The sequence below is a fragment of the Bacillus timonensis genome, assembly GCF_004799755.1.
GTDB classification, from domain to species: Bacteria; Bacillota; Bacilli; order Bacillales; family Bacillaceae_L; genus Ferdinandcohnia; species Ferdinandcohnia timonensis_A.
Map to the genome: position 1 here is coordinate 48,456 of NZ_SLUB01000002.1, position 17,072 is coordinate 65,527.

General features: G+C 38.2%; 19 protein-coding genes and 1 riboswitch. Of the genes, 18 read left to right on the plus strand and 1 reads right to left on the minus strand.

The window, feature by feature from the left end:
* Position 1 precedes the first annotated feature (1 nt).
* The 14 genes from E1I69_RS01465 (at position 2) to lysA (ending at position 11,949) form a co-directional block, all read left to right on the plus strand.
* Entirely contained in the window at positions 2-814 is an 813-nt protein-coding gene (locus E1I69_RS01465; RefSeq protein ID WP_136377865.1) for a purine-nucleoside phosphorylase, read from the plus strand.
* Positions 815-837: 23 nt separating this feature from the next.
* The gene (locus tag E1I69_RS01470) at positions 838-2,139 is read left to right on the plus strand and encodes a pyrimidine-nucleoside phosphorylase (RefSeq protein ID WP_136377866.1); all 1,302 of its coding nucleotides are present in this window, start codon (positions 838-840) and stop codon (positions 2,137-2,139) included.
* A 129-nt stretch (positions 2,140-2,268) separates the two neighbouring features.
* A complete protein-coding gene (locus E1I69_RS01475) occupies positions 2,269-3,432 on the plus strand; it encodes a D-alanyl-D-alanine carboxypeptidase family protein (protein ID WP_136377867.1) in 1,164 nt (387 codons plus the stop codon).
* A 365-nt stretch (positions 3,433-3,797) separates the two neighbouring features.
* Positions 3,798-4,148 carry an anti-sigma F factor antagonist gene (gene spoIIAA, locus E1I69_RS01480; RefSeq protein ID WP_116352446.1) on the plus strand — a complete coding sequence of 117 codons (351 nt, stop codon included), beginning with the start codon at positions 3,798-3,800 and terminating at the stop codon, positions 4,146-4,148.
* The gene (gene spoIIAB / locus E1I69_RS01485; protein ID WP_136377868.1) at positions 4,148-4,588 is read left to right on the plus strand and encodes an anti-sigma F factor; all 441 of its coding nucleotides are present in this window, start codon (positions 4,148-4,150) and stop codon (positions 4,586-4,588) included. Before spoIIAA ends, spoIIAB begins: the two co-directional genes overlap by 1 nt.
* 12 nt (positions 4,589-4,600) lie before the next feature.
* Positions 4,601-5,359, plus strand: coding sequence for an RNA polymerase sporulation sigma factor SigF (gene sigF, locus E1I69_RS01490; protein WP_116352444.1), 759 nt, complete (start codon positions 4,601-4,603; stop codon positions 5,357-5,359).
* A 121-nt stretch (positions 5,360-5,480) separates the two neighbouring features.
* Positions 5,481-6,101, plus strand: coding sequence for a stage V sporulation protein AA (locus tag E1I69_RS01495; RefSeq protein ID WP_136378029.1), 621 nt, complete (start codon positions 5,481-5,483; stop codon positions 6,099-6,101).
* A complete protein-coding gene (locus tag E1I69_RS01500; protein WP_136377869.1) occupies positions 6,091-6,510 on the plus strand; it encodes a stage V sporulation protein AB in 420 nt (139 codons plus the stop codon). The genes E1I69_RS01495 and E1I69_RS01500 overlap by 11 nt, the downstream gene beginning before the upstream one ends.
* 45 nt (positions 6,511-6,555) lie before the next feature.
* A complete protein-coding gene (gene spoVAC, locus E1I69_RS01505; protein ID WP_136377870.1) occupies positions 6,556-7,017 on the plus strand; it encodes a stage V sporulation protein AC in 462 nt (153 codons plus the stop codon).
* 18 nt (positions 7,018-7,035) lie between these two features.
* Entirely contained in the window at positions 7,036-8,052 is a 1,017-nt protein-coding gene (gene spoVAD / locus E1I69_RS01510) for a stage V sporulation protein AD (RefSeq protein ID WP_136377871.1), read from the plus strand.
* A gap of 3 nt (positions 8,053-8,055) precedes the next feature.
* Positions 8,056-8,406 (plus strand): stage V sporulation protein AE, encoded by a 351-nt coding sequence (spoVAE, locus tag E1I69_RS01515; RefSeq protein WP_136377872.1) that lies wholly within the window; start codon positions 8,056-8,058, stop codon positions 8,404-8,406.
* A 5-nt stretch (positions 8,407-8,411) separates the two neighbouring features.
* Positions 8,412-9,002: a stage V sporulation protein AE gene (locus E1I69_RS01520; protein ID WP_136377873.1), complete on the plus strand. Its 591-nt coding sequence runs from the start codon at positions 8,412-8,414 to the stop codon at positions 9,000-9,002.
* On the plus strand, positions 8,974-10,452 hold the full coding sequence (locus E1I69_RS01525; RefSeq protein WP_136377874.1) for a spore germination protein: 1,479 nt from the start codon (positions 8,974-8,976) through the stop codon (positions 10,450-10,452). Before E1I69_RS01520 ends, E1I69_RS01525 begins: the two co-directional genes overlap by 29 nt.
* Before the next feature lie 177 nt (positions 10,453-10,629).
* Positions 10,630-11,949, plus strand: a complete 1,320-nt coding sequence (lysA, locus tag E1I69_RS01530) for a diaminopimelate decarboxylase (RefSeq protein ID WP_136377875.1) — start codon at positions 10,630-10,632, stop codon at positions 11,947-11,949.
* A gap of 54 nt (positions 11,950-12,003) precedes the next feature.
* Here the strand turns inward: lysA and E1I69_RS01535 are convergent, their stop codons facing one another.
* The gene (locus tag E1I69_RS01535; protein WP_136377876.1) at positions 12,004-12,873 is read right to left on the minus strand and encodes a DUF1002 domain-containing protein; all 870 of its coding nucleotides are present in this window, start codon (positions 12,871-12,873) and stop codon (positions 12,004-12,006) included.
* A gap of 193 nt (positions 12,874-13,066) precedes the next feature.
* On the opposite strand from E1I69_RS01535, the gene E1I69_RS01540 reads away from it, so the two are divergent.
* From E1I69_RS01540 to E1I69_RS01555, 4 genes are all read left to right on the plus strand, one after another.
* Positions 13,067-13,501 (plus strand): peptidylprolyl isomerase, encoded by a 435-nt coding sequence (locus tag E1I69_RS01540; protein ID WP_136377877.1) that lies wholly within the window; start codon positions 13,067-13,069, stop codon positions 13,499-13,501.
* A gap of 268 nt (positions 13,502-13,769) precedes the next feature.
* Positions 13,770-13,953, plus strand: a riboswitch (FMN riboswitch).
* Positions 13,954-14,153: 200 nt separating this feature from the next.
* Positions 14,154-15,224, plus strand: a complete 1,071-nt coding sequence (ribD, locus tag E1I69_RS01545; protein WP_136378030.1) for a bifunctional diaminohydroxyphosphoribosylaminopyrimidine deaminase/5-amino-6-(5-phosphoribosylamino)uracil reductase RibD — start codon at positions 14,154-14,156, stop codon at positions 15,222-15,224.
* A gap of 10 nt (positions 15,225-15,234) precedes the next feature.
* Entirely contained in the window at positions 15,235-15,891 is a 657-nt protein-coding gene (ribE, locus tag E1I69_RS01550; protein ID WP_136377878.1) for a riboflavin synthase, read from the plus strand.
* A gap of 17 nt (positions 15,892-15,908) precedes the next feature.
* Positions 15,909-17,072, plus strand: a complete 1,164-nt coding sequence (locus E1I69_RS01555) for a bifunctional 3,4-dihydroxy-2-butanone-4-phosphate synthase/GTP cyclohydrolase II (RefSeq protein ID WP_136377879.1) — start codon at positions 15,909-15,911, stop codon at positions 17,070-17,072.

The following is a 17,072-nucleotide window of genomic DNA, read 5'->3' on the forward strand; positions in this document are numbered from 1 at the left end:
AATGGATAAATCGATCATAGAAAGAGCTTCACAATTTTTAAAGGAAAAAAGCCCAAAAGCTCCTGAAATTGGTTTAATTTTGGGCTCTGGTTTGGGTGTGTTGGCAGATGAAATCGAAAATCCAATTAAAGTCCCATATGACCAAATCCCAGAGTTTCCAGTATCAACTGTCGAAGGTCATGCTGGGCAACTAGTATTTGGTACATTGCAAGGAAAATCAGTTGTTGCGATGCAGGGACGATTTCATTATTATGAGGGATATTCCCTCGATAAGGTCACATTCCCTGTTCGTGTGATGAAAGAACTTGGTGTAACGAGTTTAATTGTGACAAATGCAGCGGGTGGAGTGAATGAAACATTCGAACCAGGTGATTTAATGATTATTACCGATCATCTTAATTTCGGGCAAAACCCATTAATTGGCCCAAATGATTCAAAGGTCGGAGCAAGATTTCCAGATATGTCAGAAGCCTATACAAAAGAACTTCGTACACTTGCTAGAGAAGTGGCGAATGAATTGAATATGAAAATTCAAGAAGGGGTATATGTTGGAATGACAGGCCCTTCTTACGAAACACCAGCGGAAATTAAAATGCTACGTACACTAGGCGGGGATGCAGTTGGGATGTCAACGGTTCCTGAGGTGATTGTTGCACGTCATGCAAATTTAAAGGTACTTGGCATTTCCTGTATCTCAAATATGGCAGCAGGTATTTTAGATCAGCCTTTGACCCATGATGAAGTAATTGAAACGACAGAAAAAGTAAAAACTGACTTTTTATCACTTGTTAAACAAATTGTGAAGAAAATGTAAGTCACAAGAAAAAGGTGAAAAATATGAGAATGGTTGACTTAATTGAAAAAAAACGAGATGGAATGGAATTATCTTCAAATGAAATTTCATTTGTGGTAGATGGATATACAAAAGGTGAAATTCCTGACTATCAAATGAGTGCTTTTACAATGGCGGTCTTTTTTAGTGGAATGACCAAACAAGAACAAGCAGATTTCACAATGGCAATGGTTCAATCGGGTGATACAATTGATCTCTCAGGGATTGAAGGAGTCAAAGTAGACAAACATAGTACAGGTGGTGTTGGTGATACGACCACATTGGTACTTGCACCTTTAGTTGCATCTGTTGGGGTGCCGGTTGCGAAGATGTCAGGGCGTGGACTTGGTCACACAGGTGGAACGATTGATAAACTTGAATCTGTATCGGGCTTCCATGTTGAAATCACGAACGACGACTTTATTCGTCTCGTCAATCAAAATAAGGTTGCGGTTATAGGACAAAGTGGAAACCTAACACCTGCAGATAAAAAGCTTTATGCATTGCGGGACGTAACAGCAACTGTTAATAGCATCCCATTAATCGCTAGTTCCATTATGAGTAAGAAAATTGCGGCAGGAGCAGATGCGATTGTCTTAGATGTGAAAACTGGCGCAGGTGCTTTTATGAAGGATTTAAATGATGCAAAAGAATTGGCTAAAACAATGGTTGATATTGGGAATAATGTAGGCAGAAATACGATGGCGATTATTTCAGATATGAGTCAGCCACTTGGTTTTGCGATTGGTAACGCACTAGAGGTAAAAGAAGCGATTGACACGTTAAAAGGAGAAGGACCTGCCGACCTCCAAGAGCTTTGTCTCGTTTTAGGAAGCCAAATGGTCTTACTAGGGAAAAAAGCGAATTCGATCGAAGAAGCAAGAAGTCTACTTGAGGAATCGATTAAAAATGGAAAAGCGTTAGAATCCTTTAAAACCTTCTTATCATCACAGGGGGGTGACGCTTCTGTCGTTGATTCACCAGAAAAGCTTCCAAAAGCAAAATATCAATTTGAGTTTGAAGCAGAATCTGATGGATATGTCTCAGAGATCATTGCCGATTCCATCGGTACAGCGGCTATGCTTCTAGGTGCAGGAAGAGCAACAAAGGAGTCCACAATTGATTTAGCAGTTGGGCTTGTTCTTCGGAAAAAAATGGGTGACAAGGTTTCAAAAGGAGATAGCCTTGTTACGATTCATAGTAATTTTGAAGATGTGGCGGAAATCAAAAAGAAGTTATCTGAAAGTATCTCGATTTCGTCAAATCCAGTAAAACCACCTACATTAATCATTGATAAAATATCATAATTCAAAATCCGGGGATAAAATAATCCTCGGATTTTTTTTATGCATTTTTACCTCAAAGCCCCTTTTTAAAATGTATATTTTTTTATTTCTTGGAAAAAATGGGAAAGTATAAAGAATGGAGGGTTTGGGATGAAACGCGTATTTATTAGTCTGTTACTTTCAACAATCATGATTTTTACTAGTAGCCCTTTCGCTTCTGCAAAGGAATCATCTGTTGATCTAGCGAATAATGCAAAATCTGCAATTTTAATTGAACGTGATACGGGGAAGATTCTTTACGAAAAAAATAGTGATGAAAAGCTTCCCCCAGCAAGCATGACGAAAATCATGACAATGCTGTTAATCATGGAAGCTCTTGATAAAGGTAGTATCACCTATTCTGAAAAAGTTAGAACAAGTGAGCATGCCGCATCAATGGGAGGATCACAAATATTTCTTGAGCCTGGCGAAGAAATGACAGTTGAGGAAATGTTAAAAGGGATTGCTATTGGTTCAGGTAATGATGCATCCGTTGCCATGGCAGAAAAGATAGCTGGTTCTGAAGAAGCTTTCGTTGAAATGATGAATAATAAGGCGAAGGAATTAGGTCTTAAAAATACTTTATTTCAAAATCCAACTGGTCTTCCTGCAGACAATCATTACAGTTCTGCCCATGATATGGCAATCATGTCTAAGGAATTACTGAAATACGAAGAAATCACTAAATTTACAGGTAAATATGAGGATTATTTACGTGAAAATTCCGACGACAAATTTTGGCTTGTCAATACAAATCGCCTTGTTCGATTTTATCCTGGTGTAGATGGGTTAAAAACAGGTTTTACGACAGAGGCAAAATATTGTTTAACAGCCACTGCTGAAAAAGAGGATATGCGTTTAATATCTGTTATTTTTGGTGCGCCAACACCGAAGGAACGCAATGCGCAAGTAACAAAAATGCTAGACTTTGGTTTTAGTCAGTATAAGACACATCCTTTATTTGAGCGTAATCAGGAAGTTGCTGAAGCGAAGGTAAGTAAAGGGAGTGAAAAGAGAATAAAGCTTGTTACATCCGAGCCAATTTCACTGTTAACAAAAAAAGGTGAAAAAATTGATGATGTACAAAAAGAAGTGGTTGTTGATGAAAAGCTGAAAGCTCCGATAAAAAAAGGTGACAAAATCGGAAAACTGGTGATTAAAAAAGATGGAAAGGTATTAAGTGAAAGCCCGCTTGTAGCAGCAAAAGACATCGATTCTGCGAGTTGGTGGAAATTATTTAAACGTACTATGGGTACGTTTAATAAAACCCCTTAACTTTTTTGACCTAGTTCTCGATGTCTAGCTCCAGCGCCTAGCCCCTCGAGGTCACAATCCAATCTGTCAAGAAGGTCAAAGAACAACCTTCTAGCCAGCTCGTCTTGTGCTTGTCGGACTTGCACAGGACAAGGAAAGCTTCGACAGCATGATCCTCGCACGAAGAAAATGCATAGCATTTTCGAGGAAGTGCTGACATCGACGTTTGCCACAGGACGTGGCAGTAGTTAGTCGATGTTCCACTTCAAGGCACTTGCGCTTTTCGGTTTTTTTTGCCGAATGAACACTAGTTTTGTCATCAAGAAGGATTCTTTTGTATCAATAGCGAAAAGACTCACTATACGATTTAAAGGAGGCATTGTAAAGTGAGTCTTGGAATTGAACTTGAGGTAAAACACAATGTGTTATGTATTCGGCTTACTGGTGAGTTAGACCATCATACAGCTGATGAATTGCGATTAAAGGTAACAGATACGATTGAAAGCAATCAAATTAATCACATCTTATTGAATCTTGAAAAGCTGACATTTATGGATAGCTCGGGATTAGGTGTAATTTTAGGGAGATACAAGCAAATCAAAAATCTAGGTGGAGAAATGGTTGTTTGTTCAATTTCCCCACAGGTCGAACGTTTATTTGAAATGTCAGGCCTTTTCAAAATTATTCGGTTAGAGCGTGATGAGTCTTTTGCGCTTCAGTCATTGGGGGTGGCGTAATGAAAAACGAAATGCACCTTCAATTTTCAGCACTAAGCCAAAATGAGTCGTTTGCTCGTGTTGCTGTAGCTGCGTTTATCACACAACTCGACCCAACACTGGACGAATTAACTGAAATTAAGACAGTTGTTTCAGAAGCCGTAACAAACTCAATTATTCATGGATATGAAAGTGATCCGAGTGGGATTGTTTACATTTCATGCAAAATTGAAGACAGTACAGTCTATATCACCATTAGAGACGAAGGAATTGGAATTAACAATCTAGATGAAGCAAGGCAGCCATTGTTTACAACAAAACCAGAGCTTGAGCGATCAGGTATGGGATTCACAATTATGGAAAATTTCATGGATGAGTTTGAAGTAGAAACAGGTTCATGCGTAGGTACAACTTTACGGCTAACAAAGCATTTATCAAAGAGTAAAGCGTTATGCAATTAAGGAGACTTGCCAATGGATGTGGAGGTCAAGAACAACAATAGTGAAACGTATTTAAAGGACAACGAGGTTAAGAATTTAATCAAACTAAGTCAAGAAGGACGACAGGAGGCACGTGATTTAATCGTCCAGAAGAACATGAGGTTAGTTTGGTCTGTTGTACAACGATTTTTAAATCGAGGCTATGAACCAGATGATTTGTTTCAAATAGGCTGCATTGGATTATTGAAGTCTGTCGATAAATTTGATTTATCATATGATGTTAAATTTTCAACCTACGCTGTACCAATGATAATCGGTGAAATCCAGCGCTTCATTAGAGACGACGGAACAGTGAAGGTGAGTCGTTCATTAAAGGAGACCGGAAATAAAATCCGGAAAGCTAAGGATGAACTTTCAAAGCAGTTCGGTAGAGTTCCGACAATCGCAGAGATTGCGGAATACTTAGAAATCACTCCTGAGGATGTTGTATTAGCTCAAGAGGCAAGTCGTGCACCTTCATCCATTCACGAAACCGTATATGAAAATGATGGTGATCCGATTACATTGCTTGATCAAATAGCGGATAATAACGAAACAAAGTGGTTTGATAAAATAGCATTAAAGGAAGCGATTCGCGAGCTAGATGAACGTGAGAGATTAATTGTTTTCCTGCGCTATTATAAGGACCAAACCCAATCCGAAGTCGCAACAAGGTTGGGAATATCGCAAGTACAAGTGTCGAGGCTAGAGAAAAAAATATTACAACAAATGAAAGACCGAATGGACGTATGATCCATTCGGTTTTTTCCGTTTTATCGTGGTAATTATTGGTGTTTGTACACCAGTCGCATTAGATAAATTAGATTTAACATACTATTTATATAAGGAAAACAATGTGTGGGGTGTGAAAGTGATGGAAAAATCAATTTATGTTCGAATGCGCCATCGCGTACTGGTACAACCCAATACAACAATAACTATTGGTGAAATCATACAAATAAGTGCTGAGGATAGCATCGTACAGGCTATTAAAAAGATCGTCATCCATCAAGTAAGCAAAAAAGACAAAAATATTATTGTCATTGATGTGATGAAAGTGATTGAACAAATTAGGAGGCGATTTCCTCATGTTGATATTCAGACAGTTGGTCCCGCACAAACCATCATTGAGGTAGCTATTAAGAAAAAACGATTTGCCTCTGCGCTGTTTGTAGCCGTTTGGTTTTTATTATTTACAGGAGCAGCCCTTACAATGATGAATTTCCATGAAGATGTGTCAATGAGAGAGGTTCATTTGCGCATCTATACCATGATAACAGGTGACGTAGTTCCTAAACCCTTGTTATTTCAAATTCCATATTCATTAGGTTTGGGACTAGGGATGATTTTATTTTTTAATCATTTTTTCCGTAAGCGTCTCAACGAAGAACCAAGTCCACTAGAAGTTGAAATGTTTAATTACCAACAGGATTTAGATAATTATTTAATATTTAATGAAAACAAAGAAAGTATGAAACACATTGATGACAATTAAAGTCCTTTTAATTATGTTTATTGGACTAGGAAGTGGACTTGCTGTTGGAGGCGGTTTTGTTGCTTTTTTAGCCGTCTTAGGGATTATTCCACGATTAACACAACTAACGAAAACCATGAAATTCATTCGATTTTATGAATGGGGGGTTGTATTAGGAGCAGTGTTTGGTGGCTGGTTTACTCTAAATGATTATATCTTTAATCTTTGGGAGATTTTAGTACTTCCCGTTGGATTAGCAAGTGGGATATTCGTCGGGATGCTGGCAGCTGCACTTACAGAAGTACTAAATGTTTTTCCAATCTTAGCTAAACGCATAGGAATCGAAAATAAAATCATTATTTTAGTGATGGCGATCGTGTTCGGGAAAATCGCCGGGTCATTATTTCAATGGATGTACTATGTGAAATGATCTTATAACGGATATATATTTTACAACGCAGGGAGTGAACATAGAGTGGCTACTAAGAAAAAGATAAAAGACGATTATAAAAATAGCATCAAAAAGTACCAGCCAAAACCAAAGTATTTTTTTAATTGCATTAAAGCATTTTTGGTTGGAGGTTTTATCTGCATTATTGGACAAGGGATACAGAACTTCTATATGACCGTATTTGATTTTACGGAAAAAGATGTGGGAAACCCAACTGTCGCAACTCTTATTCTAATCTCCTCGTTATTAACTGGGTTTGGCTTATACGACAAGATTGGACAATTTGCAGGTGCGGGCTCGGCGGTACCTGTTACAGGATTTGCAAATTCGATGACAAGTGCCGCAATGGAGTATAAAAGCGAAGGTGTTGTATTAGGAATTGCCACGAATATGTTTAAGCTCGCAGGCAGCGTAATTGTGTTTGGAGCAGTTTCTGCGTATATTGTTGGGATTATTCGTTATTTCTTTAATCTCACAATATCTTGATTGCAAGGAGTGAATGACATGAGGCTAGTTGGAAAACAAACATGGGTATTTGAGAATCAAATTTTTTTAAATTCAACAGGAACTGCGGTTGGACCAAAAGAAAGCTTAGGTCCTTTAGGTACAAGTTTTGATATAAAGTATGATGAATTGCACTGTGGCGAAGATTCTTGGGAATCTGCCGAAAGAAGGCTTATGGTGGATTCGATTGATTCTTGCCTGCAAAAAGTGAACTTGTCAAATGATGATATAGATTTCTTTTTAGCAGGGGACTTATTAAATCAAAATGTGACGACAAACTATGCTGCTAGACATCATCAAATCCCGTTAATCTGCATGTTTGGTGCTTGTTCAACATCTATGGAGACTCTTGCTGTAGGATCAGCTCTTGTTGATGCAGGATTTGCAAACAGAATTCTAGCATCGACGAGTAGTCATAACGCCACGGCTGAAAGACAATTCCGATATCCAACCGAATATGGAGGACAAAAGCCAGATACAGCAACCTTTACAGCAACAGGTGGTGGTACTGCTCTAGTAAGTAAAGAGAAGGGACCGATACGGATTACTTCAGCGACAATAGGAAAAGTGGTGGACCTAGGAATAACAAATCCATTTGACCTTGGTTCTGCAATGGCACCAGCAGCGGCGGATACCATCACCAGACATTTTCAGGATTTAAATATTAATCAGGATGAATATGACCTGATAGCGACTGGTGATCTCTCAGGTGTTGGCAGTCCAATCTTAAAAGAGATGGTAAAAGAAGAAGGGTATGATTTGGGCAATAAACATAACGATTGCGGACTGATGCTTTATCACTCAGACCAAGAGGTTTTTGCTGGTGGGAGTGGATGTGCTTGTTCAGCCATTGTGACGTATGGGCACATTGTAAAAGAACTTATCAGTGGCAATTTAAACAAGGTGTTTATTGTTGCAACAGGTGCACTTCTTAGCCCGACAATGATACAGCAAAAGGAAACCATCCCTACGATCGCACATGGTGTTGTGTTGGAACGTGTTCAAGGTGGTGAATAGGTAATGGAATACTTATACGCATTTTTAGTTGGTGGAGCAATATGTGTGGTTGGACAGCTCTTACTTGATTTTGCAAAGTTAACACCCGCTCATGTAATGAGTGTTTTTGTCGTATTAGGTAGTATTTTGGATGGTTTTAATCTCTACGACAATTTAATCCGATTTGCAGGTGCTGGAGCGACAGTTCCAATTACAAGCTTTGGACATTCCCTTTTACATGGGGCGATGCAAAGTGCGGAGGAACATGGATTTATTGGAATTGCGATGGGGATATTTGAATTAACTTCAGCGGGAATATCCTCTGCAATATTATTCTCCTTTTTAGTTGCATTGATTTTCAGAGCGAAAGGATAAAATATATGGACGAAGCTAGAAGAAAAGTGATTCTAATAACAGATGGCGATGAATATGCAAAAAAGACATTAGAATACATTGCAAAAGAAGTAGGGGGACGATGTATTTCCAAATCACATGGAAACCCAACAACCTTATCAGGAAAAGAAATGGTGGAGTACATTTTAGATACCCCTTACGACCCTGTTTTTGTTATGTTCGATGATAGTGGATTGTTGGGGGAAGGAATGGGCGAACATGCATTAAAGTATGTCGCAACTCATCCTAAAATTGAAGTATTAGGTGTTATTGCTGTTGCTTCGAAGACCCACCAAACTGAATGGACAAAAGTAGACATAAATATTGACAGAGACGGTAATCTGACAGAATACGGAGTCGATAAAAGTGGGATTCCTGAATATGACATTGGTCGAATAAACGGAGATACAGTGTATTGTTTAGATTCACTAGATGTTCCAATAATCGTAGGAATGGGAGATATCGGAAAAATGGCACGTAAAGATGATCTTAAAATTGGTGCCCCCATTACAAGAAAAGCAGTGGATCTAATACTCGAAAGGAGTGGTTATGATCGGAAAGGAAAAGAATTCAAGTAAGACTCCAATTTCTCCTGATATAGTTAAAAATGATAAATTTTTCGAATCGCGCATAGGTTTAGGAACGACAAATTTTGATATTGGTGTTAGAAAGTTTAAGATTCTAAATAAGGAAGTACATCTCTATTTTTTAAATGGTCTGTGTGATACTGCATTTATTGTTCAAATTTTAGAGGAAATTGTGAATATCAATGATAATGAAAAGAATTCTTATCGAGCTTTCAACATCATTGAGAACCGACTGGTTCATCAGCAAGTAAGTACCATCAAGAATTTAGATGAAGCCGTTGATACGATCCTTTCGGGACTTATCCTCTTTTTAGTTGAAGGGGAGGATTCGGGGCTAGCAGTTGATGTAAGAAGTTATCCAGGAAGGACACCTCAAGAGCCCGATACCGAAAAAGTAATCCGAGGTGCTCGAGATGGATATGTAGAAAATATTATCGTGAATTGTGCTTTAACAAGAAGAAGAATACGTGATGAAAGGCTGCGTAACGAGATTATGCAGGTCGGTGAGAGATCAAAAACGGATATTTGTATCTCTTATATCCAAGATGTGGCCGACCCAAATTTAGTGAAAATCATTAAGAAGGAACTCAGTAAGATTGATGTGGATGGACTAACAATGGCGGATAAAACAATTGAGGAATTTATTGTTCATCAAGGGTTTAATCCATATCCGTTGGTTAGATATACGGAGCGTCCTGATGTTGCAGCAACTCATTTACTTGAGGGACATGTGGTGATCATGGTGGATACTTCACCGAGTGTCATTATCACTCCTACAACAATGTTCCATCACGTGCAGCATGCTGAAGAATATCGCCAAGCTCCCGCTGTTGGTACATTGCTACGGTGGACAAGGTTTGTTGGGATAATTGCTTCTATTTTTCTGTTACCCCTTTGGTTTTTATTAGTTTTAGAACCGGATATGATCCCAAAAGCAATTGATTATATTGGACCAAATGAAAAGTCAAATATCCCAATTGTGATCCAAATTTTCCTTGCCGATATGGGAATTGAATTTTTAAGGATGGCGGCCATTCATACGCCGACACCATTATCAACTGCGATGGGTTTGATTGCGGCAGCATTAATTGGTCAAATTGCAATCGATGTTGGGTTGTTTGGACCAGAGGTGATTCTTTATGTAGCAATTGCAGCGGTAGGTATATTTGCAACGCCAAGCTATGAATTGAGTGCTGCAAATAAAATAGCGAGATTATTTCTGTTAGTCTTAGTGGCAATTTTTAAGGTACCAGGATTTATTATAGGTTGTACCATCTATTTCTTGTTCTTGGCGAATATCCGGTCCCTAAATACTCCATATTTATGGCCGTTTTTACCTTTCAACGCAAAAGCATTATTACAAATTGTGATTCGAACTTCTGTACCTGGAGCAAAGTTAAGACCAAGTATCGTACACCCTCAAAAACCTTTCAAACAATAGTTGCACCATATAAAACGTTGTGTTAATCTATTTTCCATAGCACAGCGTTAAAGATAGTATGACAGCTGATGACTATAAGTGATTAGCTGTCATTTTTTTGGAAAAGCTGGAGTGCACGTAAAACTATTTTATCATAAAGGCTCTGATGAGTACCTTATGAAGGAATGAGGGGAATCGATGTTTTTGCATGGAACAAGTAAAGTAAATGAAAAAAACCACTTAGAAATTGGTGGGGTAGATACTGTAGAATTAGCAAAACAATATGGCACACCTTTATATGTGTATGATGTTGCACTTATCAGAGAACGTGCTAGAAGCTTTCGTGAAACATTTAAGCGTTTAAATATTGCTGCACAGGTTGCATACGCGAGTAAAGCCTTCTCTACAATCGCGATGGTACAGTTAGCTCATGAGGAAGGTTTATCTCTAGATGTCGTTTCAGGCGGGGAACTATTTACAGCCATACAAGCTGGTTTCCCAGTAGAACGTATTCACTTCCACGGAAATAATAAAAGCTATGAAGAACTGGATATGGCGGTTAAAAATAATATTGGCTGTATTGTTGTCGATAATTTTTATGAACTATCTTTGTTAGAGCAGGTTTGTATTGAAAATAAAACAACGATGAAGATTTTATTGCGGGTAACACCAGGAGTTGAAGCACACACCCATGATTATATTACGACTGGGCAAGATGACTCTAAGTTTGGCTTTGGACTCGAAAATGGACAGGCAGACCAAGCTGTAGAGCAGGCACTTCATTCAGAATACTTAGAGTTATTAGGAATTCATTCTCATATTGGTTCTCAAATTTTTGAAACAACTGGATTTTTAGTGGCTGCTGGAAAAATGTTTGGAAAACTTAAAGACTGGAAGGATCGCTTTGGATTTGCACCTAAAGTATTAAATCTTGGTGGTGGTTTTGGAATTCGCTATACAGAAGAAGATAAGCCACTTCCAGCATCAAAGTATGTAGAAGCCATTATCGGTGAAGTAAAAAAGCATGCGGATGATCTTTCAATTGATATTCCTGAAATATGGATTGAGCCAGGTCGTTCAATTGTAGGTGACGCTGGAACGACGATTTATTCTGTTGGTTCGCGAAAAGAAGTACCTAATATCCGTCAATATATTGCAATTGATGGGGGCATGACAGATAATATTAGACCGGCCTTATACCAAGCAAAATATGAAGCGGTGTTAGCGAATCGTGTAGAGGATCCTGTGGAAGAAACCGTTTCAATTGCTGGTAAATGCTGTGAATCTGGCGATATGTTAATCTGGGATTTACCATTACCAAAAGCAAATTCAGACGATATGTTAGCTGTTTTCTGTACAGGTGCATATGGATATGCTATGGCTAATAATTATAACCGTATCCCAAGACCTGCAGTTGTATTTGTAGAGAATGGTGAGGCGCAGCTTGTGGTTCAACGTGAAAGTTACGAAGATTTAGTGAGACTAGATATCCCATTAAAATCTAAGATAGTTGATTAAATAGAACATGAACTTAAAAACCCACGAAAACTCGTGGGTTTTTCTTTTTAGACTTTATTTAAAAAGATTTTTAATGGCATCAATTAAGTTTACAAAAAATTCTTTAAGCTTATTTAAAAAGCTTTGTCCTTCTTCCGATTCCAGAAAGTTTGTTAATTTCTCCTTTGCTAAATTTAGTTGTTCACCAACCTGATTCCAGTCAATATTAAGATCCATTAGTTTTTTAAAAAGGTCCATTAGTCGATCGATGTCGGCATCTGTTAACGTAATTCCTAAGTCATTTGCAGCATTTACAATAATAGTCCGGAGTTCTTCATCGTTTTTCGGTGCGTTTTTCGCAATTTCATCCTTAATTTTTGCCATTAACGCCGCAGCATCATCGGCACCAATTTTTTCACTTAATTTTGTAGTTTCAACCATTTCTTCGTTGGCAATCTGCTTAACATCTTCAGGAATAACTTGATCTGAAGATATCTCATAAGCTTTAATAATCCCAGTTAATGCGGCGGTTCCAGAAACATCAAAAGGTCCAGTTACATAGATCGTTGCATCTTTCACACCAGCTGTAATTAATGCATTTGCATACATTTCTTCTGTAATGAGTGTAATATGATTAGAAATGGTTACATCTAGTCCAGAACCTTTTTCCCCAATTGTGATTGATGCTGAAGATAATGCTTTGTTTCCAATTCTAGCCTTTGGTATATAGTTTCCAAGGTACTGATGTTCTTCCGCGTTTGTAACAACGACGGTCTGTGGGTTCTCTGGTGCATTCATTTCTTTTAAAATTGCTTCTTTTTGTGTTTCGGTTAGGTCCTGACCAAGTGTAATAATCACATCTCCAGGTGTAGCGTCCGCGAAGCTAAGTGATGGGAAAATGAGTGAAAACATCAGTAAAAAAGTGAGTATACGTTTATATCTCAAACTAGTTACCTCCTTAATTTTTAAAAACAAGGTGATCCATCGTCCATATTATACATTATTCTTCACCTAAAATATCTTTCTGACGGTGATTAATGAAAAACGCCTCCTCTTGAGATTGGATTATTCCAACCTTTTATAGTAAAATGAACTCGTTCAATACATATGGACGAAAGAAATTAAGTGGAGGTTTCAAATGAAAAAAGCTAGCATTGAATTCGAAAATGGAGAAAAAATCGTCATTGAGTTATATCCAAATGAGGCACCTGGAACTGTTGCAAATTTTGAAAAGCTTGCAAATGAAGGATTTTATAACGGCTTAACATTCCATCGTGTCATTCCTGGCTTTGTCGCGCAAGGCGGCTGCCCTCGTGGAAATGGAACAGGTGGTCCTGGGTATACAATTAAATGTGAAACAGAAGGAAATCCACATAAACATGTACCAGGTGCATTGTCAATGGCACATGCTGGAAAAGATACTGGTGGAAGTCAATTTTTCATCGTCCATGAGTCACAACCTCATTTAGATGGTGTGCACACTGTTTTCGGTCAAGTAATTGAAGGTTTGGAATCTGTATACCGTATTAAACAAGGCGATGTAATGAAAGAAGTTAAAGTTTGGGAAGAGTAAGAAATCGGGCACAACAGGTCATTCTTGTTGTGTCTTTTTGTTTGTCCTATAATGATACTTGAGGTGAAACCAGATGGGTAAAGGAAGATGGACCGTATTTTTTGTTTTGCTATTCATTGCAATTGCATGGGGAGTCATTTATTGGTTGTTTATCGTGTAGGATCATTCATAGAACTCTAAAATACATAATTTGTATTGTTAAGCATTAAATTCGACAAAATAAGAGTACTTTATGTTATACTGATTTACATCGCTAAAAGAATAAAATAGTTTCCTTCGGGGTTAGGTGAAATTCCTTACCGACGGTGATGAACAATTGTTCTAAGCCCGTGACCCATTTTATTATCAATTCTAATATTGATAGGCTATTTGCCATGAGAATTCATTTAAAATGGTGGACTTTGGTGAGAATCCAAGGCCGACAGTTAAAGTCTGGATGGGAGAAGGATGTTAGTACGGTATGTGAAAAATATTTGTCCACGATACCTTTATTTAGTATGGGCAAAATACATATTCTGTTGCTTGAATAACATCGACCAGGACCCCGGATTGTTTTCCGAGGTCTTTTTTGTTTAGGAACTAAGTAAGAACTCCCGTAATTTGTACATGATAAATAGAAAGGAGTGTAGATAACGTGCGAGATCAAGATTATATGAATTTAGCGATAAATGTTGCAAAAGCAGGTGTCGGTCAAACTACACCAAATCCTGTTGTAGGAGCCGTTGTTGTGAACGAAGGTCGAGTGGTGGGTATTGGTGCACACTTAAAAGCAGGAGAACCCCATGCAGAGGTCCATGCGATCCAGATGGCTGGTGAAAAAGCCGAAAATGCAACGGTTTATGTAACATTGGAGCCGTGTAGTCATCATGGTAAGACTCCGCCATGTGCTGATCTTTTAGTAAACAGCAATGTGAAGAGGGTAGTCATTGCAACGACTGATCCAAATCCACTCGTTGCTGGAAAAGGCATCGCCAAATTAAAAACAGCGGGAATTGAAGTGGAAGTTGGAGTATGTAAGGAACAAGCAGATGCCTTAAACGCCGTTTTTTATCATTTTTTAGATAAAAAACGTCCATATGTAACCTTGAAATCTGCCATCACTTTAGATGGGAAAATAGCAACGGTTACTGGCGAAAGTAAATGGATAACTGGTGAGGATGCAAGAAATGATGTACATCTATATAGAAGTATTCATGATGCAATTCTTGTCGGCGTTAATACAGTGCTTGTGGATAATCCAAGTTTAACAACGAGGCTTCCGAATGGGACAGGTAAAAATCCGATTCGAATCATCTTGGATTCAACTCTAAGAACACCGCTAGAATCGCAAGTTGTCAATGACGGCAAGTCTGAGACTTGGATTATTGTTTCTGACCAAGTAACTGAAGAGCAAATGAATAAATTCTCCGATAAAAAGGGTGTTCGAATTATTCAATTGGAGGAGTCTAACATTATAGTTAACACTGTGCTTGCTCGTCTAGGTGAAGAAGGGATATCCTCCATTTTTGTTGAAGGTGGAGCAGAAGTGAATGGCAGCTTTTTAAAAGAAAAGGCAATCAACCAAGTCATTGTCTATCTTGCACCTAAATTAGTAGGTGGAAAATTAGCCCCGACGTCCATTGGTGGTGCTGGAATTGAATCCATTGATGATGCATTACAATTAACCATTAAATCTGTAGAACAGCTCGGAGAAGATATTAAAATTGTAGCAGAGCCGAGATAGAGGTGAAAAAATGTTTACAGGGATTGTAGAAGAAATCGGGAAAGTAAAAGCAATTAGTGGTTCACAGGATTCGGTTGAAATGGTGATTCAAGCTAAAAAAATTCTCGAGGATGTAAACTTAGGAGATAGCATTTCGGTCAATGGAGTTTGTTTAACTGTAACAGACTTTACCAAAGATGGCTTCACTGTTGATGTGATGCCAGAAACGGTGAAATCAACTTCTTTACGTGATTTAGAGCGAAATCATGCTGTCAATCTTGAAAGAGCAATGACGGCAGGTGGACGTTTTGGAGGGCATATCGTTTCAGGTCATGTAGATGGGATTGGAAAGATCATTCGAAAAGAACCAAAAGGGAATGCCGTGTACTATGAAATTGAAATACCAAAAGAGATTGCTGAATTTATGATATATAAGGGATCGGTTGCAGTAGACGGAACTAGCTTAACAATTTTTGGTCTTACAGAAACTACTTTTACTCTTTCTTTGATTCCACATACATTATCAGAAACGATTTTACGTAATAAAGGTGTAGGAGACATTGTAAACATTGAGTGTGACATGCTCGGAAAATATGTGAGACAGTTCATGCAACGATCTTTTAATACTGAAAAAGAAACAAAATCAAAGATTACCTCAAGCTTTTTAGCAGAACATGGATTTAAATAAAAAAAGGGGTGACGACAATGTTCGATCCAATTGAAGATGCTCTTGCCGACCTAAGACAAGGAAAAGTAATCATAGTATGTGACGATGAAGATCGTGAAAATGAAGGAGATTTTATCGCAATTGCGGATAAAGCAACCCCGGATGTTATTAATTTTATGATCACGCATGGCCGTGGACTCGTATGTACGCCTATCTCAAAGTCATTAGCGAAAAAATTAAATCTAGATCCAATGGTTATGCATAATACAGACCCACATGGCACTGCTTTTACAGTGAGTATTGACCATAAAACAACAACAACTGGGATAAGTGCTATCGAACGTTCAAAAACAATAATGGAATTGCTCAACCCAGAGTCAAAAGCGTCAGATTTCAAAAGACCTGGTCACGTCTTTCCTTTGATCGCAAAGGAAGGGGGGGTTCTCCGCAGGGCTGGTCATACGGAAGCTGCCGTTGACTTAGCACTCCTTTGTGGGTCAGAACCTGCTGGGGTGATTTGTGAAATTGTGAAAGAAGACGGAACCATGGCAAGGGTTCATGATTTACGAAAAATCTCAGATGAATTTAATCTGAAAATGATAACGATTGGAGAATTGATTCGTTATCGGAATCAAAAGGAAAAGCTTGTAAAAAGAGAAGTTGAAGTTTCATTACCAACTGAATATGGAGATTTTAAAGCGATTGGATACTCAAGTCTTATAGATGGAAAAGAACATGTTGCACTAGTTAAAGGTGAGATTAAAGAAACAGAACCAATGCTGGTGAGGGTGCATTCAGAATGCTTAACTGGAGATGTGTTCGGATCAAACCAATGCGAATGTGGACCACAGCTTCATGCTGCATTGCGACAAATAGAGCAAGCGGGGTCAGGTGTACTCGTATATATGCGTCAAGTAAGTAGAGGCGCTGGTTTAATAAACAAAATGCGTGCCTTTAAGAATAAAGCAGAAGGGCAAGAAACAGTCGAAACAAATGAAAAACATGGAGTTTTACCAGAATTAAGGGATTATGGTATTGGGGCTCAAATTCTCAAGGATCTAGGGATTAAAAAAATGAAGCTTTTAACGAATAACCCTAGAAAAATCACTGGTCTTGAAGGATATGATTTAGAAGTAGCCGATCGGATTCCGTTAGAATTGGAAGAAAATAATAAAAATATCGGCAATATACTACATTTTTAA